The organism is Streptomyces coelicoflavus, from assembly GCF_045041415.1.
Classification (GTDB): domain Bacteria; phylum Actinomycetota; class Actinomycetes; order Streptomycetales; family Streptomycetaceae; genus Streptomyces; species Streptomyces coelicoflavus.
This window is the reverse complement of the sequence record NZ_CP108218.1, coordinates 6,083,681-6,104,060: the sequence shown is the minus strand read 5'-3', so window position 1 is coordinate 6,104,060 and position 20,380 is coordinate 6,083,681. Positions and strand designations below refer to the sequence as shown.

18 protein-coding genes and 1 riboswitch are annotated in these 20,380 nt (G+C 70.5%); of the genes, 7 read left to right on the top strand and 11 right to left on the bottom strand.

Annotation, left to right across the window (positions count from 1 at the left end):
* Nucleotides 1-27 precede the first annotated feature (27 nt).
* The 4 genes from OHA99_RS27325 to OHA99_RS27310 all read left to right on the top strand — a co-directional run bounded on the left by OHA99_RS27325 (nt 28) and on the right by OHA99_RS27310 (nt 4,815).
* Complete coding sequence (locus OHA99_RS27325; protein ID WP_153182012.1) at nt 28-1,395, top strand: HAMP domain-containing sensor histidine kinase; 1,368 nt, start codon at nt 28-30, stop codon at nt 1,393-1,395.
* A complete protein-coding gene (locus OHA99_RS27320) occupies nt 1,392-2,054 on the top strand; it encodes a response regulator transcription factor (protein ID WP_007448781.1) in 663 nt (220 codons plus the stop codon). Before OHA99_RS27325 ends, OHA99_RS27320 begins: the two co-directional genes overlap by 4 nt.
* A gap of 84 nt (nt 2,055-2,138) precedes the next feature.
* Nucleotides 2,139-3,554: an SLC13 family permease gene (locus tag OHA99_RS27315; protein ID WP_405698268.1), complete on the top strand. Its 1,416-nt coding sequence runs from the start codon at nt 2,139-2,141 to the stop codon at nt 3,552-3,554.
* Between the two features lie 10 nt (nt 3,555-3,564).
* A complete protein-coding gene (locus OHA99_RS27310) occupies nt 3,565-4,815 on the top strand; it encodes a glycerate kinase (RefSeq protein ID WP_405698267.1) in 1,251 nt (416 codons plus the stop codon).
* Here OHA99_RS27310 and OHA99_RS27305 read toward each other — a convergent pair.
* The 6 genes from OHA99_RS27305 to OHA99_RS27280 form a co-directional block, all read right to left on the bottom strand.
* Nucleotides 4,740-6,152 carry an aminotransferase class V-fold PLP-dependent enzyme gene (locus OHA99_RS27305; protein ID WP_405698266.1) on the bottom strand — a complete coding sequence of 471 codons (1,413 nt, stop codon included), beginning with the start codon at nt 6,150-6,152 and terminating at the stop codon, nt 4,740-4,742. The genes OHA99_RS27310 and OHA99_RS27305 overlap by 76 nt on opposite strands.
* A 161-nt stretch (nt 6,153-6,313) precedes the next feature.
* Nucleotides 6,314-6,430, bottom strand: a riboswitch (SAM riboswitch).
* A gap of 77 nt (nt 6,431-6,507) precedes the next feature.
* On the bottom strand, nt 6,508-7,572 hold the full coding sequence (trpD, locus tag OHA99_RS27300; protein WP_153180245.1) for an anthranilate phosphoribosyltransferase: 1,065 nt from the start codon (nt 7,570-7,572) through the stop codon (nt 6,508-6,510).
* A 142-nt stretch (nt 7,573-7,714) separates the two neighbouring features.
* The gene (locus OHA99_RS27295; protein ID WP_153180244.1) at nt 7,715-9,352 is read right to left on the bottom strand and encodes a cytochrome bc complex cytochrome b subunit; all 1,638 of its coding nucleotides are present in this window, start codon (nt 9,350-9,352) and stop codon (nt 7,715-7,717) included.
* Nucleotides 9,349-10,404 carry a ubiquinol-cytochrome c reductase iron-sulfur subunit gene (locus OHA99_RS27290; RefSeq protein WP_153180243.1) on the bottom strand — a complete coding sequence of 352 codons (1,056 nt, stop codon included), beginning with the start codon at nt 10,402-10,404 and terminating at the stop codon, nt 9,349-9,351. Before OHA99_RS27290 ends, OHA99_RS27295 begins: the two co-directional genes overlap by 4 nt.
* The gene (locus OHA99_RS27285; RefSeq protein WP_153180242.1) at nt 10,401-11,210 is read right to left on the bottom strand and encodes a c-type cytochrome; all 810 of its coding nucleotides are present in this window, start codon (nt 11,208-11,210) and stop codon (nt 10,401-10,403) included. Before OHA99_RS27285 ends, OHA99_RS27290 begins: the two co-directional genes overlap by 4 nt.
* Nucleotides 11,211-11,284: 74 nt before the next feature.
* On the bottom strand, nt 11,285-11,905 hold the full coding sequence (locus OHA99_RS27280; protein ID WP_003976664.1) for a heme-copper oxidase subunit III: 621 nt from the start codon (nt 11,903-11,905) through the stop codon (nt 11,285-11,287).
* A 209-nt stretch (nt 11,906-12,114) separates the two neighbouring features.
* On the opposite strand from OHA99_RS27280, the gene OHA99_RS27275 reads away from it, so the two are divergent.
* A complete protein-coding gene (locus tag OHA99_RS27275; protein WP_153180241.1) occupies nt 12,115-12,516 on the top strand; it encodes a response regulator transcription factor in 402 nt (133 codons plus the stop codon).
* 116 nt (nt 12,517-12,632) lie between these two features.
* Here the strand turns inward: OHA99_RS27275 and OHA99_RS27270 are convergent, their stop codons facing one another.
* From OHA99_RS27270 to coxB, 4 genes are all read right to left on the bottom strand, one after another.
* A complete protein-coding gene (locus tag OHA99_RS27270) occupies nt 12,633-13,907 on the bottom strand; it encodes an Ig-like domain-containing protein (protein WP_405698265.1) in 1,275 nt (424 codons plus the stop codon).
* Between the two features lie 130 nt (nt 13,908-14,037).
* Nucleotides 14,038-14,436 (bottom strand): cytochrome c oxidase subunit 4, encoded by a 399-nt coding sequence (locus OHA99_RS27265; RefSeq protein ID WP_153180239.1) that lies wholly within the window; start codon nt 14,434-14,436, stop codon nt 14,038-14,040.
* A complete protein-coding gene (ctaD, locus tag OHA99_RS27260) occupies nt 14,433-16,169 on the bottom strand; it encodes a cytochrome c oxidase subunit I (protein WP_153180238.1) in 1,737 nt (578 codons plus the stop codon). The genes OHA99_RS27265 and ctaD overlap by 4 nt, the downstream gene beginning before the upstream one ends.
* Nucleotides 16,166-17,125, bottom strand: a complete 960-nt coding sequence (gene coxB / locus OHA99_RS27255; protein ID WP_061445190.1) for a cytochrome c oxidase subunit II — start codon at nt 17,123-17,125, stop codon at nt 16,166-16,168. Before coxB ends, ctaD begins: the two co-directional genes overlap by 4 nt.
* A gap of 329 nt (nt 17,126-17,454) precedes the next feature.
* Here coxB and OHA99_RS27250 point away from each other — a divergent pair, with 329 nt between their 5' ends.
* A complete protein-coding gene (locus OHA99_RS27250) occupies nt 17,455-18,837 on the top strand; it encodes a cysteine desulfurase/sulfurtransferase TusA family protein (RefSeq protein ID WP_405698264.1) in 1,383 nt (460 codons plus the stop codon).
* 121 nt (nt 18,838-18,958) lie between these two features.
* Here OHA99_RS27250 and OHA99_RS27245 read toward each other — a convergent pair whose 3' ends face one another.
* Nucleotides 18,959-19,933 carry a carbohydrate kinase family protein gene (locus OHA99_RS27245; RefSeq protein WP_153180236.1) on the bottom strand — a complete coding sequence of 325 codons (975 nt, stop codon included), beginning with the start codon at nt 19,931-19,933 and terminating at the stop codon, nt 18,959-18,961.
* A gap of 132 nt (nt 19,934-20,065) precedes the next feature.
* On the opposite strand from OHA99_RS27245, the gene OHA99_RS27240 reads away from it, so the two are divergent.
* The gene (locus tag OHA99_RS27240) at nt 20,066-20,275 is read left to right on the top strand and encodes a hypothetical protein (protein WP_153180235.1); all 210 of its coding nucleotides are present in this window, start codon (nt 20,066-20,068) and stop codon (nt 20,273-20,275) included.
* Nucleotides 20,276-20,380: the final 105 nt, after the last annotated feature.

Below are 20,380 nucleotides of genomic sequence, written 5' to 3'. Positions count from 1 at the left end.
CGCATCCTGCTGTGGCTGCTGCTCGTGATGGCGGTCGCGCTGGCCTCGGTCGCGGCGACCACCCGCTCGATCCTGCTGCGCGACACCGACCAGCGGATCAGCGGCCTGCTCGCGCAGGAGGCCGGCGAGTTCGCCAACTTCGAGGAGCAGGGCTTCGACCCGGAGACCGGCCGCCCGTTCACCGACCCGGGGCGGCTGCTGCGGGTCTTCCTGGAGCGGCAGTACGCCGACCTGGACGAGGAGCTGGTCGGGCTGGTCGGCGAGGTCGGCAGCCGCAGGCCCACGCAGATCATCCAGCAGCGGGAGATCCCGGTCGACCGTCCCCTGCACGAGGACGCCGACGCCCGGCGCCGCATCTACGCCTCCCCCGACTCCTCCGGCACCCTGGACCGGCCCGAGGGCGAGATCCGCTGGGCCAAGGTCACCGTGGCCCGCTACGGCGGCGAACCGGCGGCCGCGTTCGTGGTCGCCTTCCACCCGGGGCGCGAACAGGCCCGCGCCGACGAGGTGTTCCGTGTCCTGCTCGCCATCTCCGGCGTCGCCCTGCTGATGACGACCGGCATCGCCTGGGTGGTGGCGGGCCGCATCCTGAAACCGGTACGGCTGGTGCGCACGACCGCCGCCCAGCTCACCGAGCAGGACCTGACCCGGCGCATCCCGGTGCACGGCCGCGACGACGTGGCGGCGCTCGCCGAGACCTTCAACGCGATGCTGGACCGCCTGGAGCGCGCCTTCGCCACCCAGCGCCGGTTCGTCGACGACGCGGGCCACGAACTGCGCACCCCGATCACCATCGTGCGCGGCCACCTGGAGCTGATGGGCGACGATCCGGCGGAGCGCGAGGAGACCGTCCGCCTCGTCACCGACGAACTGGACCGGATGAGCCGCATCGTCGAGGACCTGCTGCTGCTCGCCAAGGCCGAACGCCCCGACTTCGTCACCCCCGAGCCGGTCCAGCTCGCCGAACTGACCGCCGACGTCTACGTCAAGGCCCGCACCCTGGGCGACCGGGAGTGGGTGCTGGACGGGGTCGCCGACCGGGAGGTCCTTCTCGACCCCCAGCGCATCACCCAGGCCATGGTGCAGCTGGCGCAGAACGCCGTGCAGCACACCACGGCGGGACAGCGGATCCGCATGGGGTCCCGCGCCGACGGCCCGCGCATCGAGCTGTACGTCGCCGACTCGGGACCCGGCGTCCAGCCGCAGGACGCCGAGGTGATCTTCGAGCGGTTCCGGCGCGGCACCGCACGGCGCGGGGTGCGCGGCACCGGCGCCGGGCTCGGGCTGTCCATCGTGCGGGCCATCGCCGAGGGCCACGGCGGCCGGGTCGGCCTGCACCCCACGGAGGGCGGCGGGGCCACCTTCGTACTCACTCTGGAAGAGGCACGACCATGAACCGCATCCTCATCGTCGAGGACGAGGACCGCATCGCCTCCTTCGTCGAGAAGGGCCTGCGCGCCAACGGCTTCACCACCACCGCGGTCGCCGACGGCGACGCCGCCTACGAGTACGCCCTCACCGGCCGGTTCGACCTGGTCGTCCTGGACATCGGGCTGCCCGGCCGGGACGGCTTCACGGTCCTGCGCGAACTGCGCGAGTCCCGGGTGACGACCCCGGTGATCGTGCTGACCGCCAGGGACTCCGTACGGGACACGGTGGCCGGCCTGGAGGGTGGCGCCGACGACTGGATGACCAAACCGTTCCGCTTCGAGGAGCTGCTCGCCCGGGTACGGCTGCGGCTGCGTACGGCGGCCAGGGCGCCCGAGGTGACGGTGCTGCGGTCCGGCGACCTCTCCCTGGACCTGCGCACCCGCCGGGCCCGTGCCGGACAGCGGACGGTGGACCTGACGGCCCGTGAGTTCGTGCTGCTCGAACTGTTCCTGCGGCATCCGGGGCAGGTCCTGTCGCGGGAGCAGATCCTGTCCCACGTGTGGGGCTACGACTTCGACCCGGGCTCCAACATCGTGGACGTCTATGTGCGGGCGCTGCGCAAGAAGCTGGGGGCGCAGCGGGTGGAGACGGTGCGAGGCATGGGGTACCGGCTGCCGGGGTGAACGGCGGGAGAACCGGATTTGGTGTGAAGTTTCCTTCATGTCGGGCTCATTGAGGACTCACCGCCCGGGAGAACCCTCGAGGGCGTGACGTTGAACCTCCGCCTGGCGGCGGCCCTGTGTGCGGCGCTGTCCCTGTGCGCGCTGCTGGCGGTCCCCGCCAACTTCCCCGCCCTGGGCGGTGACGCGCGCCTCACCCTCGCGGTGTTCGCGCTGGCCACCTGCGCCTGGATCGGTACGCCGATCGACGACACGTACATCGCGCTGGGCGCCGGACTCGCGCTGACGGCGACCGGCGTGATCAGCAGCGACACCCTCTTCGGCACCCTCGGCGACGCCACGGTGTGGCTGCTGATCTGCGCGTTCGTGCTGGCCGCGGCGGTGGCCCGGACCGGGCTCGCGGGGCGGGCGGCGGCCTTCCTGGTCGGCGGGGCGCGCACCGTACGGCAGTTGACGCACCTGACGACGGCCGCGCTCGTCGTCACGGCGTTCGCGGTGCCGGCCACCTCCGGCCGGGCGGCGCTCGCGCTGCCCGTGTTCCTCGCCCTCGCCAAGGCCCTCGCGGACCGGAGACGACTGGTCGTGATGCTGGCGCTGCTCTTCCCGACCGTGATCCTGCTGTCGGCGGTGGCGACCCTGATCGGTGCGGGCGCGCATCTGATCACGGTGTCGGTGCTGTGGGAGGCGACCGGGGACCGGATCGGCTTCACCCAGTGGCTGCTGCTCGGTCTGCCGCTGGCCGTGACCTCCTCCCACCTCGCCGCCGAGGCGGTCCTGCTGACGACCACGCGGCGGGCGGACCGCGAGGGTTCCGTCCACATCACCGCAGAGGAGATCCAGCGGCACAGCGACCGCCCGGTCACCGGACCGTGGACGCAGGCGGAGAAGCGCTGCGCGCTGCTCCTGGCCACGGTGGTGGCCCTGTGGTGCAGCGAGCCGCTGCACCACGTGTCGCCCGCGGTCGTGGCACTGATCGGCGCGGTCGTCGCCTCCTCCCCCGCCCTGGGCACCGTGGGGCTCAAGGACGCGCTGAAGACCGTGCCGTGGTCGCTGCTGCTGTTCATGGCGGCGACCATGGCGATGGGCGTCGCGCTCGCCGACTCCGGTGCCGCGCGGTGGCTGGTGTCGGGGCTGCCCGGGCACGTCGGCCCTGCCGTCTTCCTCGGGGTCGTGGTGGCGGTGAGCACGGCGGCCCACCTGGTCCTCCAGTCCCGCTCGGCCCGCTCCTCGGTCCTGGTCCCGCTGGTCGTCGCGGCGGCCGTGGGCGCCGGGGTCAATCCGGTCACCGCCGCGCTCGCGTCCACGGCGGCGGCCGGCTTCTGCCACACGCTGCCGGCCTCCGCCAAGCCGGTCACGCTCTTCTCCGACGTCCCCGGCGTCCCCACCTACACCCCGCGCGACCTGCTGCGGCTGTCCGCCGTCCTGGCGCCGCTGACCGCCGCGCTCGTCCTGTTCTTCGCCACCGCCGTCTGGCCGCTGCTCGGCGTACCCGTGACCCGTTGAAGGAGCTCGCATGTCCTCCGTACTGAACCGTGTCGTCGTGGCCCCCAGTGGCTTCAAGGAGTCCCTGTCCGCCCAGGCCGCCGCCGACGCCATCGCGGCGGGCGTCCGCCGGGTCCTGCCGGACGCCGAGATCGACCGCGTCCCGCTGGTGGACGGCGGCGAGGGGACGGCCGTCGCGCTGGCCTCGGCGACCGGCGGACGGCTGGTCGCGCTGGCCGCCACCGGCCCGGTCGGCGAGCCCGTCGGCACCCACTTCGCGCTGCTCGGCGCCGGGGACACGGCGGTGGTGGAGATGGCGGCCGTCGCGGGGCTGTCCCTGGTCCCGCGTGCCCTGCGCGACCCCGGCGCCACGACCACGTACGGGGTCGGCGAGCTGATCCGGGCCGCACTCGACACCGGTGTGCGACGCGTCCTCGTGGGCTGCGGCGACTCCGGTACGTCGGACGGGGGCGCCGGCGCGCTCCAGGCCCTCGGGGCCCGACTCCTCGACGCGGACGGCCACGAACTCCCGCACGGCGGCGGGGAGCTGAGCCGCCTCGCCCGCATCGACCCGTCCGGCCTGGACGCCCGGCTGAGGGACACCGAGCTGCTCGTCGCCTGCAACCCGTTCAACGTGCTGTGCGGAGAGCGCGGCGTGGCCCGGGTGTTCGGCCCGCAGAAGGGGGCGACGCCCGCGCAGGTCGAGCAGTTGTCGGCCGGCCTGGAGAACTGGGCGCGCGTCGTCGTCCGCGACCTCGGGGTCACCGGTGCCGACCTGCGCCACGGCCCCGGCACCGGTGCCTCCGGCGGGCTCGGCGCGGGTCTCGCGGCAGTCGGGGCCCGGCTGCTGCCCCGCTTCGACGTGCTCCTCGACCACCTCGACCTGGACGCCCGGCTGGCCCGCGCCGACCTGGTCCTCACCGCGGAGGGTGCCCTGGACCACCAGACGCCGCGCGGCAAGATCCCCGCCGAGGTGGCCCGCCGCGCCAAGCTCCACGGCCGGCCCGTCCTCGCCCTGGCCGGCACGCTCGGCGAGGGCGCGCACGAGGTGCCGGGGGTGGACGCCTGCCACGGCATCCTGCCGGCGCCGATGGCTCTGGCGGACGCGCTGCTGCGGGCCTCGGAACTCCTCACGGACGCCACGGAACGGGCGCTGCGGATGATCCTGCTGGGGTCGCGGCTGCCCGGCCCGGCGGCCCGTGCCGCTCAGGCGCCGGCGGCCGGGGCGGTGGCGGTACCGGGGGCGGTATCGGGCACGCACCGGCCGTCCACGGTGCGGTAGCTCCACCGGGCGCCGTCGCTCACCAGGTCCCTGACGGCGTTCACGAACCGCTCGACGTGCTCGTCCGGGGTGCCCGCGCCGAAGCTCACCCGGACGGCGTTGAGGGACTTCTCCCCGGGGGCCGCCTCGGGGGCGCCGCACTCGCCCTGCGCCTGCGGGTCGCTGCCGAGCAGGGTGCGCAGCAGCGGGTGGGCGCAGAAGAGGCCGTCGCGCACGCCGATGCCGTACTCGGCGGAGAGGGCCGCGGCGAAGTGCGAGCTGTTCCAGCCGTCCACGACGAAGGAGAGCACCCCGACGCGCGGCGCGTCGTCGCCGAAGAGGGAGAGGATCCGCACCTCGGGGACGTCGGCAAGGCCTTCCCGCACCGTCCGGATCAGGTGCTCCTCGCGGGCGACCAGCGTGTCGAACCCGGCCTCCGTGAGCGCCTTGCAGGCGGAGGCGACGGCGTGGGCGCCGATGACGTTGGGCGAGCCGGCCTCGTGCCGGGCGGCGCTGTCGTGCCACTCGACGTCCACCCCGCCGTCGGCACGCCGCCCGACCCTGCGGCTGGCGCCGCCGCCGGCGAGGTACGGCTCGGCCTCGCGCAGCCAGTCGGCGCGCCCGGCCAGCACGCCGGAGCCGAAGGGGGCGTACAGCTTGTGCCCGGAGAAGGCGACCCAGTCCACGTCCAGGTCGGTCACCGAGACCGGGTGGTGCGGGGCGAGCTGGGCGGCGTCCAGCACGATCCGGGCGCCGTGCGCGTGCGCCGCGGCGGCCAGTTCACGCACCGGCCACAGCTCTCCGGTGACGTTGGAGGCGCCGGTCACACAGACCAGGGCGGGCCCGTACGGCTCACGGGCGACCAGGGCCCGCTCCAGGGTCTCGACGGCCTGCGCGGGGGTGCGCGGGGCGTCCAGGTACGTCACGTCCGCCTCGCGCCAGGGCAGCAGCGAGGCGTGGTGCTCGGTCTCGAAGACGAAGACCCGGCTCCCGGCGGGCAGCACGGCGGCGAGCAGGTTGAGGGAGTCGGTGGTGGACCGGGTGAAGACGACCTGGTCGTCGTCCCGGCAGCCGAGGAACCCGGCGACGGTCTCGCGGGCGTTCTCGAACAGGTCGGTCGACAGCTGCGACAGGTACCCGGCACCGCGGTGGACACTGCCGTAGTAGGGGGCGTAGGCGGCCACGTCGTCCCACACCCGCTGGAGCGCGGGCGCGCTGGCGGCGTAGTCGAGCGCGGCGTACGTGACCTCCCCACCGGTGACGAGCGGCACGGTGACGTCCCGGCCGAGGACGGGCAGCGGGGCGGCGACAGCGGTGGCGGAGGCAGCGGTGGCGGAGGCAGGGGCGACTGCGGACATGACGGACTCCCGTGAGAACCGGCGCGGAGCGACGCGCCGTGAAGAGAAGAAAGAAGGTGCGCGGAGGCGGGGCTCGCGGCCCTATCGCATTCGCTGGTTCACGGGAGACTCCCTCGGACGACCAGGACCCCTGGCCCCACACTTCTCAAAAGCGTGCGAGGGGTCCGCGCTTGCCGTGGACCTTGCTGTCCACGACCTGGTCTTCACCCGGGGCACCCCGCCACGGACGGAGGGTTGCCGGACAGTCGGCCGGGGCCTCATGACTGTCACTCATGACCTGTCGAAAAACTTAGGGGAAGTGATCGGCGTCCCGCAACCCGGGTCCGGATCGCGGGACGCACGTCACACGCACCGCTCAGCTGTGGCTGGCGGCCACCCAGCGGTCGAGGACCTGCTTGGCGGCGCCCGAGTCGATCGCCTCGGCCGCGCGGTCCATCCCGGCCCTGATCCGTCCGGCCAGCGGTCCCGCGCCCTGCTCCAGGGCCACCAGGGCCGCCGCCGAGTTCAGCAGCACCGCGTCCCGTACGGGGCCCGTCTCGCCGGCCAGCAGGCGGCGGGCGACGTCGGCGTTGTAGGAGGCGTCGGCGCCGCGCAGCGCCTCGACCGGCACCAGGTCGAGGCCGACGTCGCGCGGGTCGAAGGACTCCTCGGTCACCCGGCCGTCCCGCACGACCCAGACCCGGGAGGTGGCGGTCGTGGTCAGCTCGTCGAGGCCGTCGTCGCCGCGGAAGACCAGGGAGGAGTGGCCGCGCTCCGCGAAGACACCGGCGATGATCGGCGCCATCCGGGCGTCGGCGACCCCGATCGCCTGGGCCCTCACCCGGGCGGGGTTGGTCAGCGGGCCCAGGAAGTTGAACACCGTGCGGATGCCGAGCTGGCCGCGGGCCGTCGCGACGTGGCGCAGGGCCGGGTGGAACTTCACCGCGAAGCAGAAGGTGATGCCGGCCTCCTCGGCGACCTCCGCCACCCGCTTCGGCGTCAGCTCCAGATTGACCCCGAGCTTCTCCAGGACGTCGGAGGCGCCGGACGCGGAGGAGGCGGCACGGCTGCCGTGCTTGACGACCTTGGCCCCCGTACCGGCCACGACGATCGCCGACATGGTGGAGATGTTGACCGTCTTGGCGCCGTCGCCGCCGGTGCCGACGATGTCGACGGTCTCCCCCGGCACCTCGATCACCCTGGCGTGGTCGTACATCGTGCGGACCAGACCGGAGATCTCCTCGACGGTCTCCCCCTTGGATCTGAGAGCCACCGCGAAAGCGGCGATCTGCGCGTCGGTCGCCTCGCCGCGCATGATGACGTCCAGCGCCCAGGCGGTCTCGTCCGCGGACAGGTCGCGGCCGTCCAGCAGTCCGTTCAGCAGGGCGGGCCAGGAGCGGCCCGCCGCGGTGTCGCCTCCAGCGGGGGTCACAGCGCTCATGAGCCGCTCCTGAATCGTGTGTGTCGTGAGAAGTGGTGGACGGTGGATCGCGCTTCCACCCTATCCAGCCCGGACACGGTCGAAGGGCCCCGTCCGCGGAACGGACGGGGCCCTTCGATCGTGGTGTGGCGACGCTGGAGGGTCAGTGGTGGCCGTGGCCGCTCGTGATCTCCTTGTACTCCTCGACGGTCGGCTTGGGAATCTGCGACTCCTCGCCGAAGTAGGCGCCGCTGAGCTTGGCGCGGAGCTTCTCGCTGCCCTTCACCTTGCGCTCGACGCCGTTCTCGTCGACCGTGGGGCCGATCTCGGCCGGCTCGTACTGCTCGTGCGCGGTGAGCGTGTGCAGCTGCTCCTGGCTGAGCGGCTCGTGGACCTCGATGAACTCACCGTGCGGCAGGCGCTTGATGATGCCCGACTCGCGGCCGTGCAGCACCTTCTCCTTGTCCCGGCGCTGGAGGCCGAGGCAGATCCGCTTGGTGACGACGAACGCGAGGACCGGACCGAGGAAGAACCCGATCCGCACGAACCAGGTGACCGCGTTGATCGACAGGTGGAAGTGCGTGGCGACGATGTCGTTGCCACCACCGATCAGCATGATCATGTACGCGGTGACCCAGGCGACGCCGAAGGCCGTACGGGTCGGCGCGTTGCGCGGCCGGTCCAGGATGTGGTGCTCGCGCTTGTCCCCGGTCACCCACGACTCGATGAACGGGTAGACGGCGATGAGCGCCAGGAAGACACCGAAGATCACCAGCGGGATGAGCACACCGAGGACCAGTGTGTGACCCCAGAAGTTGATCTCCCAGCCCGGCATGGCACGGACCAGACCCTCGGCGAAGCCCATGTACCAGTCGGGCTGGGCGCCGGTCGACACCTGGTCCGGACGGTAGGGGCCGATGGCCCAGATCGGGTTGACCGACACGATGCCGGCGACCGCCGCGATGACACCGAAGACCAGGAAGAAGAAGCCGCCCGCCTTCGCCATGTACACCGGCAGCAGCGGCATGCCGACGACGTTCTTGTTGGTCTTGCCGGGACCCGCGAACTGCGTGTGCTTGTGGTAGAAGACCAGGATCAGGTGGCCGACCACGAGCCCGAGCATGATGCCCGGCAGCAGCAGGATGTGGATCGAGTAGAACCGGGCGACGAAGTCGGTCCCGGGGAACTCCCCGCCGAACAGGAACATCGAGATGTAGGTGCCGACGATCGGCATCGACAGGATCGCGCCCTGGGTGAAGCGGACACCGGTGCCGGAGAGCAGGTCGTCCGGGAGCGAGTAACCGGTGAAACCGGTGAACATGCCGAGGACGAACAGCAGGAAGCCGAACAGCCAGTTGATCTCACGCGGCTTGCGGAACGCGCCGGTGAAGAAGACGCGCATCATGTGCACGAACATGCCGGCGAGGAAGATGATCGCGGCCCAGTGGTGGATCTGCCGGATCAGCAGACCGCCACGCACGTCGAAGCTGATGTCGAGCGTCGACTTGTACGCCTCACTCATCAGCTGTCCCTGCATGGGGACGTACGAGCCGTGGTACGTGACCTCGTTCATCGACGGGTGGAAGAACAGCGTCAGGTACACACCCGTGAGGATGATGATGATGAAGCTGTAGAGGCAGACCTCACCCAGCATGAACGACCAGTGGTCGGGGAAGATCTTGCGCATGTTGGCCTTGGCCAGGGAGTAGATCCCCAGCCGGCCGTCGGCCCAGTCGGCGACACGTTCGCCGGCCGGTGCCTTCCCGCGAGAGCGGGGTGCGTCGTTGGCTGCAGTACTCATCCGCGCTCCCAGAATGCAGGACCGACGGGCTCGTCGAAGTCGCTGAGCGCCTCGAGATACCCCTCGTCGTTCACACCGATGCGCAGCTGCGGCAGCGGGTGACCGGCGGGACCGAAGATGACCCGGGCGCCGTCGGCAAGGTCGAAGGTGGACTGGTGGCAGGGGCAGAGCGCGTGGTGCGTCTGCTGCTCGTACAGCGAGATCGGGCAACCGACGTGGGTGCAGATCTTCGAGTACGCCACGATGCCCTCGTGCGACCACTCGAGCTCGCGCTTGTCCTTGATGGAGTCCGGCTCCAGCCGGATGATCATCAGGGCCGCCTTGGCGATCTCGTTCTGGAAGCCGTGGTCGTCCTCCTCCAGGCCCTCGGGCTTGGCGAAGGTGAGGGAACCGATCCCGATGTCCGACGGGCGCATCGGCTCGTTCGTGTTCATGTTGACGAGCAGCTTGCCCTTGGACCACAGCGTGTGGCGGAGCTTCGTTCCGGGCAGCGGGCCGAGGTCGCGCAGCAGGACGACGCCGGAGAGCGGCACCAGCGTGAGCGCGCCCAGCATCGTGTTGCGGATCAGCTTGCGCCGGCCGATCACCGACTCCTTGGCGCCCTGCTTGAAGTCCGCGTGGACCTTCGCACGGGTCTCGGGGTCGGCCTCGATCGGGTGCCGCTCGTCGGCGACCTCCTCGTCGGACATCAGGGTGCGCGCCCAGTGGACGGCGCCCGCGCCGATGGTGAACAGCGCCACGCCCAGGGTCAGGCCCAGCGCGAAGTTCATCGCGCTGATGTGCCCGATCGGGAAGACGTAGATCGACTTGTCCTGCGGGATCGCGACGAACGAGGCGATGAAGCCGATGGTGGCCAGCATGGACACCGTGAACAGCAGGGCGACCGCGCGCTCGGACCGCTTGGCGGCCCGCTCGTCGACGTCCTGGATCCGGTGCTCGTGGGGCGGCAGCCCCGGGTCCGCGAACGGGTTCTTGTCGTCCGCGGGCTTCGGCACGTGCGTGCCGCCCTGCTCAGCGGGCAGGTTCTCTTCTGGAATGTCTTGGCTACTCATGACTTCTTGGCCTTTGCGGTCCGAGCGGCGACCCACACGGCGACGGCGATGCAGGCGCCCAGGCCGAAGATCCAGCCGAACAGGCCTTCACTGACCGGCCCGAGGCCGCCGAGCGACAGACCGCCCGGGTCCACGGTGTCGTCACTGTTGACCGCGTCCAGGTAGGCGATGATGTCCTTCTTGTTCTGCTCCGACAGGGTGGTGTCGGGGAAGGAGGGCATGTTCTGCGGGCCGGTCTGCATGGCCTCGTAGAGGTGCTTCGGGCTGACACCCTCGAGGCTCGGCGCGTACTTGCCGTGCGTCAGGGCGCCACCCTTGCCGGTGAAGTTGTGGCACTGCGCGCAGTTGGTGCGGAACAGCTCACCGCCCTTGGCGATGTCCGCACCCTCCGGACCGTACTTCTCCTCCGAGGGGACGGCCGGACCGGCACCCAGCGAGGCGATGTAGGCCGCGAGCTGGTCGATCTCCGCCTGGGAGTAGATGACCTTCTTCTTCGGGACCTGCGCGCCGGGCTGCTGGGCCGGCATACGGCCGGTGCCCACCTGGAAGTCGACGGCCGCGGCGCCCACGCCGACCAGGCTCGGGCCGTCGGTGGTGCCCTGCCCTCCGGTGCCGTGGCAACTGGCACAGCCGACGGCGTAGAGCTTCTTGCCCTCGTCGATGGCGAGGGACTGGGCGGATTCATCGGCCTGCGCCTTGCTCGCGGGTGCGAACGCGGCGTACAGCCCCCCTGTGCATGCCAGCGCGAGGAGTAGGACGACGAGTGCCGCCAGCGGATGGCGTCGTCGTGCGGAGAGCTTTTTCACGGATTACCCCGGTGTCAGGATCTTCTGCGTCGATGCTGTCGATGCTTCTGGTGTTGCGCGGGTGCGCGCCGCGACTACTTGATCAGGTAGATCGTGGCGAACAGGCCGATCCAGACCACATCGACGAAGTGCCAGTAATAGGACACGACGATGGCGGCGGTCGCCTGCTCGTGGGTGAACCTCCGGGCCGCGTAGGTGCGGCCGAGGACCAGCAGGAAGGCGATCAGTCCGCCCGTCACGTGCAGTCCGTGGAAGCCGGTGGTCAGGTAGAACGCCGAACCGTACGGGTCGGACGAGAGCGAGATGCCCTCGTGCTTGACCAGCTCGGTGTACTCGAACACCTGACCGCCGATGAAGATCGCACCCATCACGAAGGTGACGATGAACCACATCCGGAGCTTCTTCACGTCACCGCGCTCGGCCGCGAACACGCCGAGCTGGCAGGTGAGGGAGGAGAGCACCAGGATCGTGGTGTTCGTCGCGGAGAACGGGATGTTCAACGCGTCGGCCTTCTCGGACCAGAAGTCCGGGCCGGTCACCGATCGCAGGGTGAAGTACATCGCGAAGAGGGCCGCGAAGAACATCAGCTCGGAACTCAACCAGATGATGGTTCCGACGCTGGTGAGGTTCGGCCGGTTGACCGACGGGTGCGCGTGCCCGGTTTCTACTGTCGTTGCTGTCGCCACGACCGACATTATGTCGGTCGCTTATCCCGCCCTCACCCCGGGGGGTGCCGTTCGGTGTGTTCCCCCTGCTCGTACGGCCCGGATGGCCCATCGAACGGCCCGTCGGAGGCCTGTCGAAGGCCTGTCCGAACCCGTGCTGACGGGGCGTTCGAGGGAGTAGCATCCGCCCCAACGGGCTACGACAGCCTTCACCGGTCTCACCGCGTATCGGAGGAAGCATGCAGGCGACCGCCACGGTGCTGGTCTACAGCGACGACTCCAACACCCGCGAACAGGTGCGGCTCGCGACCGGCCGCCGGCCGGCCCCGGACGTGCCCGTGGTCGAGTTCGTGGAGTGCGCGACCCCGGCCGCGGTACTCAAGGAGCTGGACAGGGGCGGGATCGACGTCTGCGTCCTGGACGGCGAGGCCGTGCCCATGGGGGGCATGGGCGTGTGCCGGCAGATCAAGGACGAGGTCTTCCAGTGCCCGCCGGTGCTGGTGCTCATCGCGCGGCCGCAGGACGCGTGGCTGGCGACCTGGAGCCGCGCGGAGGCGGCTGTGACGCTGCCGGTGGAGCCGGTGGAGTTCGCCTCGGCGCTGGCCGCGCTGCTGCGGGAGAAGCGGCTGCAGGGGGTTTAGGGGCGCCTTCCAGCTCGGGGGTGCGGGTGGCTTTGGCGGGTGCGGCGCCGTCATGGTTGTTCGCGCCCACGCGGCGGAGCCGCATGTCGACACAGCCCCGCGCCCCTTTCGGGGCACTACACCGCCGTCGGTCGCAGCCTTGCCGTCTCCTGATTGTCCGACGCGCCCGCGGTGCCCGTCAGGGCGCTGCCCGTGCGCCACTTCGTCCAGTCCATGTTCCAGTCGCCGAAGCCGTTGCCGAAGGGCTCCATCGTTTCGCCGTCCGAGTTGACGACCTCGACGACGTCGCCCTCCTGGACCGCGTTGAAGAACCACTCCGCGTTGTCGGTGCTCATGCCGACGCAGCCGTGGCTGACGTTGGCGATGCCCTGGGAGCCGACGGACCAGGGGGCGGCGTGCACGTACTCGCCGCTCCAGGTCACCCGGGTGGCCCAGTAGACCGGCAGGTCGTACGACTCCGAGGAGCCCTCGGCGATGCCGACGGTGCTGCTGCGCATGCGTACGAAGGATTCCTTGCCGAGGACGACCTTGACCCCGTTGCGGGTCTCGAAGCCGGGCTTGCCCGAGGTGACCGGGACCTGCCGGACCTCTTCGCCGTCCTTGTAGAGCGTCAGCGTGTGCGCGGCGGCGTCGGTGACGGCCACGACGCGGTCGTCCGTGGTGATCTTCAGGGGCTTGGCCTTGCCGCCCCACATCCGGTCGCCGATCTTGATGCCGTCGAGGGTGCTGTGGACCTTGATGGTCGCGTGGGCGGGCCAGTAGTCCTCGGGCCGGTAGTGGAGCTTCTTGTCGTCCACCCAGTACCAGGCGCCCTTCACCGCGGGCGTGGAGTCCACCTTCAGGGCGCGCTCCACTATGGCCCGCTGGGCCGGGTCCTGGACCGGCTGGCTCAGTTCCGCCGTGATGGGCTGGCCGACGCCGTACGCGCCCGCCTTGGGCCCGAAGACGACGTCCAGGGCCTTCTTGGCCCCGGGCTTCCCGGTCTCGAAGGTGAGCACCTTGCGGCCGGGCGCCCCGTCGCCGTCCTCGGTGCTGACCCGCACCGTGTAGCTGGCGTTGGCGGCCAGGGGTGAGGTGCTGTGCCAGCGGGCGCCGTCGGCGGACAGCTCGCCCGCGACGTGGCGTCCGGTCGTGTCGACGGCCGTGACGTCCGTGATGCGCCCGTCGGCGCCCTCGGCGACCACCTCCAGGGGTTTGTCCGGGTCGGCCTTCTTCCCGGCGTCCGTGGGGCCGTTGAAGGAGATCTGGCCGGCCGCGTCGTAGGGGGTGGCGGACAGGGGGTTGTCGTCGCCGCCGCTGCAGGCGGTGACGCTCACGCCGAGGGCGATCACCAGCAGGGTGCAGCCGACGGCCGTACGCCCCCGCGCCTGGAAGTGAACCGTGTTGCTCATGAGCCCACGCTAGGGAGAGACGTCAACGGCGGCACGGTGGATAAGCCGGAAGAGTGAGCGGCGGTACGGCAGACGAAGGGGCCCGGACGCTCCTGACGGAGTGTCCGGGCCCCTTGTCGCTCGGCGCGTGCTACTGGGTGCGGTTCTCACCGCGGTAGTACTCGAAGACCCAGCCGAACAGGCCGATCAGCAGGATCGGTGCCGAGAAGTACACCAGCCACCAGCCGAGGGCGATGCCCAGGAAGGCGAACGCGCCACCGATGGCGAGCGCCAGCGGCTGCCAGCTGTGCGGGCTGAAGAACCCGACCTCGCCGGCCTCGTCCGCGACGTCGGCCTCGGTGTTGTCCTGCGCGCCCGCGTCGACCCGCCGCGCCGTGAAGGCGAGGTAGAAGCCGACCATGATCGCCAGGCCGAAGGCCAGGAAGAGCGCCGTGGTACCCGCCGGCTCCTTCGACCAGTAGCCGTAGACGATCGCCACGGCCAGCAGGAAGACGCTCAGCCAGATGAAAATCTTGCCCTGGATCTTCACTTCCCGGCCTCCTTGCCACCGGCGAGGGCCTTCTCACCGTGACCGACGTTCTCCAGCTGGTCGATCGCGGCGATCTCGGGGTAGTGCAGGTCGAAGGCGGGGGATTCACTGCGGATGCGCGGCAGCGTGAGGAAGTTGTGCCGCGGCGGCGGGCAGGAGGTCGCCCACTCCAGGGAGCGGCCGTAACCCCACGGGTCGTCCACCTCGATCTTCTTGCCGTACTTGGCCGTCTTCCAGATGTTGTAGAAGAACGGCAGCAGCGACATGCCGAGCAGGAACGAGCTGATCGTCGAGATCGTGTTCAGGGCGGTGAAGCCGTCCGCCGCCAGGTAGTCGGCGTAGCGGCGCGGCATGCCCTCGGCGCCCAGCCAGTGCTGGACCAGGAAGGTGCCGTGGAAGCCGATGAACAGCGTCCAGAACGTGATCTTGCCGAGGCGTTCGTCCAGCATCTTGCCGGTGAACTTCGGCCACCAGAAGTGGAAGCCGGCGAACATCGCGAACACCACGGTGCCGAACACCACGTAGTGGAAGTGCGCCACCACGAAGTACGAGTCCGAGACGTGGAAGTCCAGCGGCGGCGAGGCCAGGATGACACCGGTCAGACCACCGAAGAGGAAGGTGATCAGGAAGCCGGTGGACCACAGCATCGGTGTCTCGAAGGACAACGAGCCCTTCCACATGGTGCCGATCCAGTTGAAGAACTTCACACCGGTCGGAACCGCGATCAGGAAGGTCATGAAGGAGAAGAACGGCAACAGCACGCCGCCCGTGACGTACATGTGGTGGGCCCACACCGTCACCGACAGACCCGCGATCGCGATCGTCGCGCCGATCAGACCCATGTAGCCGAAGATCGGCTTGCGGGAGAAGACCGGGATGATCTCACTGACGATGCCGAAGAACGGCAGCGCGATGATGTACACCTCTGGATGCCCGAAGAACCAGAACAAGTGCTGCCACAACAACGCCCCGCCGTTGGACGAGTCGAAGATGTGGGCCCCGAACTTGCGGTCGGCCTCCAGCGCGAACAGGGCCGCGGCCAGCACCGGGAAGGCCAGCAGGACCAGCACACCGGTCAGCAGCACGTTCCAGGTGAAGATCGGCATGCGGAACATGGTCATGCCGGGCGCGCGCATGCAGATGATCGTGGTGATGAAGTTGACCGAGCCGAGGATGGTGCCGAAGCCGGAGAAGGCCAGACCCATGATCCACAGGTCACCGCCGATACCGGGCGAGTGCACCGCGTCGGACAGCGGGCTGTAGGCGAACCAGCCGAAGTCGGCCGCACCCTGCGGCGTCAGGAACCCGCCCACCGCGATGGTCGAGCCGAACAGGTACAGCCAGTAGGCGAACATGTTCAGCCGCGGGAACGCCACGTCCGGCGCGCCGATCTGAAGCGGCATGATCCAGTTCGCGAAGCCCGCGAACAGCGGCGTCGCGAACATCAGCAGCATGATCGTGCCGTGCATCGTGAACGCCTGGTTGAACTGCTCGTTCGACATGATCTGAAGACCAGGCCGGGCCAGCTCGGCGCGCATGAAGAGCGCCATCACGCCGCCGATCACGAAGAACGCGAACGACGTCACCAGGTACATCGTGCCGATCGTCTTGTGGTCAGTGGTCGTGAGCCACTTGATCACGACGTTGCCGGGCTGCTTGCGCCGTACCGGCAGCTCGTTCTCGTACGAGTCCTCCGCTGCCGAGGCACCCTGGGGTTCGTTGAGGATGCTCACAGGTTGTTCGTCTCCCGGTTCTTCTCGTGGCTCGTCTGAGCGATGCCCGCGGGAACGTAACCGGTCTGCCCCTTCTTCGCGAGGTCCTGGAGGTGCTGCTCGTAGCGCTCCGGGGAGACGACCTTGACGTTGAACAGCATCCGGGAGTGGTCCACGCCGCACAGCTCGGCGCACTTGCCCAGGAAGGTCCCCTCCTTGTTGGGGGTGACCTCGAAGGCGTTGGTGTGGCCCGGAATCACGTCCTGCTTCATGAGGAACGGCACCACCCAGAAGGAGTGGATGACGTCACGCGAGGTCAGGACGAAGCGGACCGTCTTGCCCTTGGGGAGCCAGAGGGTCGGGCCCGGGTTGTTGGTCTGCGGATTCCGCGTGCCGGGGGTACCGCAGTCGTAGACACCGCCGGCGTTGGCCGGGAAGTCCTCGACGAACCGGTCCGGGATGCCGGCCAGTTCCTTGGAGGTCTTGGCGTCGCCGGTGGAGCCCGGGACGTCCTCGATGTGGTTGAAGCACCAGCTCCACTGGAAGCCGACCACGTTGACCGTGAGGTCGGGCTTCTTGTTGAGGCTCATGAGATCGGACTCGTCGCGTGCGGTGAAGTAGAACAACACCGAGACGATGACGAGCGGAACCATGGTGTACAGCGCCTCGATGGGCAGGTTGTACCTGGTCTGTGGAGGGACCTCGACCTTGGTGCGGCTGCGCCGGTGGAAGAAGACACTCCACAGGATCAGGCCCCACACCAGCACGCCGGTGGCCAGCGCGGCTGCCCATGAGCCCTGCCACAGGGAGAGGATCCGCGGAGCCTCTTCCGTGGTGGGGGTGGGCATGCCGAGGCGGGGGAAGTCCTCGTATGTGCAACCGGTGGCGGTCGCCAGGACCAGGCCCGCGGTCAGTGCCTGCAGCAGCTTCCGCCGCATCGGGCGCCGCGGCGAGCGGTCGGAGCCGTTGGGACTCACGTAGCGCCTTCCCGAGAGTCTCGCCCGCGCGGTTGGCTGCGGCCTGCCTTCTCGCTGGTCGGTCGCCGCCCTGCGTCGGGCAGGGGTTTGATGTTTATGCGGACCAAACCCTAGCCGACGCCCTCCGGGGGGTCGCGGGGAGGGTGCCATACGCGCCGGGGGTCACTCTTTAAGGGTGGGATGGGGGCGCCTACGGGACGGGGAGGTGCGGTTTCGTGGGCGGCTGACGGTGCGTCGTGGCTTGTCGCGCCCGCGCGGCGGAGCCGCACATGTCACAGCCCCGCGCCCCTGACGGGGCGCTCCCGTCCCCGGCGTTCTAGCGTTGACCCGTGGCCTACTTCGACGCAGCTTCTGCCGCTCCCCTTCATCCCGTTGCCCGGCAGGCGCTGTTGGCGTCTCTTGACGAGGGGTGGGCCGATCCTGCTCGGCTGTACCGGGAAGGGCGGCGGGCGCGGTTGTTGCTGGATGCCGCTCGGGAGGCGGCGGCCGAGTGTGTGGGGTGCCGGCCGGACGAGTTGGTGTTCACTCCTTCGGGGACACGGGCGGTGCATTCAGGGGCGGCGGGGGCGCTGGCCGGGCGGCGGCGCGTCGGACGCCACCTGATCGTGTCAGCCGTCGAACACTCCTCCGTCCTGCATGCGGCCGAGGTGCACGAGGCCGACGGCGGGGTTCTCACGCAGGTGGGCGTGGACCGGACGGGCGCGGTGGATCCGGCGGCGTACGCGGCCGCCCTGCGTGAGGACACGGCGCTGGCGTGTCTCCAGTCGGCCAACCACGAGGTGGGCACCGAGCAGCCGGTGACGGCGGTGGCGGAGGTCTGCCGGGCGGCGGGTGTGCCGCTGCTGGTGGACGCGGCCCAGTCACTGGCCTGGGGGCGGGTCGAGGGCGGCTGGTCCTTGCTCGCGGGCAGCGCCCACAAGTGGGGCGGGCCCTCGGGGGTGGGGCTGCTCGCCGTGCGCAAGGGCGTCCGGTTCGCACCGCAAGGGCCCGGGGACGAGCGGGAGTCGGGGCGGGCGCCCGGTTTCGAGAACCTGCCGGCGATCGTGGCCGCGGCGGCGTCGCTGCGGGCGGTGCGGGCCGAGGCGGCGGCGGAGGCGGCCCGGCTGCGGGAGCTGACGGAGCGGATCCGGGCCCGGGTGCCGGCCCTGGTGCCGGACGTGGAGGTGGTCGGCGACCCGGCCCGCCGGCTGCCCGGGGTGGTCACCTTCTCGTGTCTCTATGTCGATGGGGAGACCTTGCTGCACGAGCTGGACCGTGCCGGTTTCTCCGTGTCGTCCGGATCGTCCTGCACGAGCAGCACGCTGACGCCGAGCCACGTCCTGCGGGCGATGGGCGTCCTCAGCGAGGGCAACGTCCGGGTGTCGCTGCCGCCGGGGGTCCGGGCCGAGGACGTCGAGCGGTTCCTGGAGGTGCTGCCGGGCACGGTGGCCGCGGTGCGCGAGAAGCTGGGGGCGCCGGCCGCGACGGAGACCGTCCGCACGGCCGGCCCCGACCTCGTCGTGGACGCGCTGGGCCGGCGCTGCCCCATTCCGGTGATCGAACTGGCCAAGGTCATCGGCGACGTCCCCGTCGGCGGCACCGTCCGCGTCCTCTCCGACGACGAGGCGGCCCGCCTGGACATCCCGGCATGGTGCGAGATGCGGGGCCAGGAGTACGCGGGCGAGGAACCGGCGGAAAAGGGAACGGCCTACTTGATCCGCCGGACCAGCTGACGCCGAGAAGGGGCGCGGGGCTGTGTCGATGTGCGGCTCCGCCGCGTAGGCGCGACCGGCCCCCACGCACCCGCACACGACAGCGTGCCCCGCGAGGCAACCGAATAGTCGCCCCCGAAAATCAGCCCAGGTGCGCCTGGACCTCCCCCGCGGCCTCGTCCCCGTACGCCTTCGTGAACCGCTCCATGAAGTGCCCGCGCCGCAGCTGGTACTCCTGCGTCCCCACCGTCTCGATGACGAGCGTCGCCAGCATGCACCCGACCTGCGCGGCCCGCTCGAGCGGGACCCCCCACGCCAGTCCCGACAGGAACCCCGCACGGAAGGCGTCGCCGACGCCCGTGGGGTCGGCCTTGCGCTCCTCGTCGGGGACGCCGACCTCGATGGTCGCCTCGCCGGCCCGCTCGATGCGCACGCCCCGCGCGCCGAGGGTGGTGACGCGGTGGCCGACGCGGCCGAGGATCTCCTCGTCCGTCCAGCCGGTCTTGGTCTCGATGAGCCCCTTCTCGTACTCGTTGGAGAAGAGGTAGGTCGCCCCGTCCAGCAGTATGCGGATCTCGTCGCCGTTCATCCGGGCGATCTGCTGGGAGAAGTCGGCGGCGAAGGGGATGGACCGGGTCCGGCACTCCTCGGTGTGCCGGAGCATCGCCTCCGGGTCGTCCGCGCCGATGGAGACCAGGTCGAGGCCGCCCACGCGGTCGGCGACGGTCTTCAGCTCGATGAGGCGGGCCTCGCTCATCGCGCCGGTGTAGAAGGAGCCGATCTGGTTGTGGTCGGCGTCGGTGGTGCAGACGAAGCGCGCGGTGTGCAGGGTCTCGGAGATGCGGACCGAGCCGGTGTCGACGCCGTGCCGGTCCAGCCAGGCCCGGTACTCGTCGAAGTCCGCGCCGGCCGCGCCGACCAGGATCGGCCGGGTGCCGAGCTGCCCCATGCCGAAGGCGATGTTCGCCGCTACGCCGCCCCGGCGTACGTCCAGCTGGTCGACCAGGAAGGAGAGCGAGACCGTGTGCAGCTGGTCCGCGACGAGCTGGTCGGCGAAACGACCGGGGAAGGTCATGAGGTGGTCGGTGGCGATGGAGCCGGTGACTGCGATGCGCACGGCGTGGACTCTCTCCTGAGGGGAGGCGGGTTGACGGTTCACGCTACCCGGCGGTGCCGCCAGGCTGAAGCAGGCGAAACTACCCGGTAGTACAACTTTCTTCGCGGGACGGGGCGTGCCTACGGTTCTGTTATGACGAACTTGAGGACCGCCGACCCCGCCCCGGCCGACCTGGACGGCGACCTGGCCTCGCTGCGCGGTGACTGCGCCCGGATGACCCGGCGCTGGTCGGCACCGGCCGGCGCCTCCACGCGACCGGTGCCGCTCGCCCTGATCCACGGCGTCCGGGTGCCGCCGGCGTCGGCCCGGCTGCTGGAGGCGATGTCGGACTACGGCGACTGAGCGCCGCCGGACGGCTCGGGGGCCGTTCGGGTGGCTCGGGGCCGTTCGGGTGGTTCCGGGGTCCGTCCGGGTGGCGTGCGGCGTCCTCGGGAACCGGATCCCGGC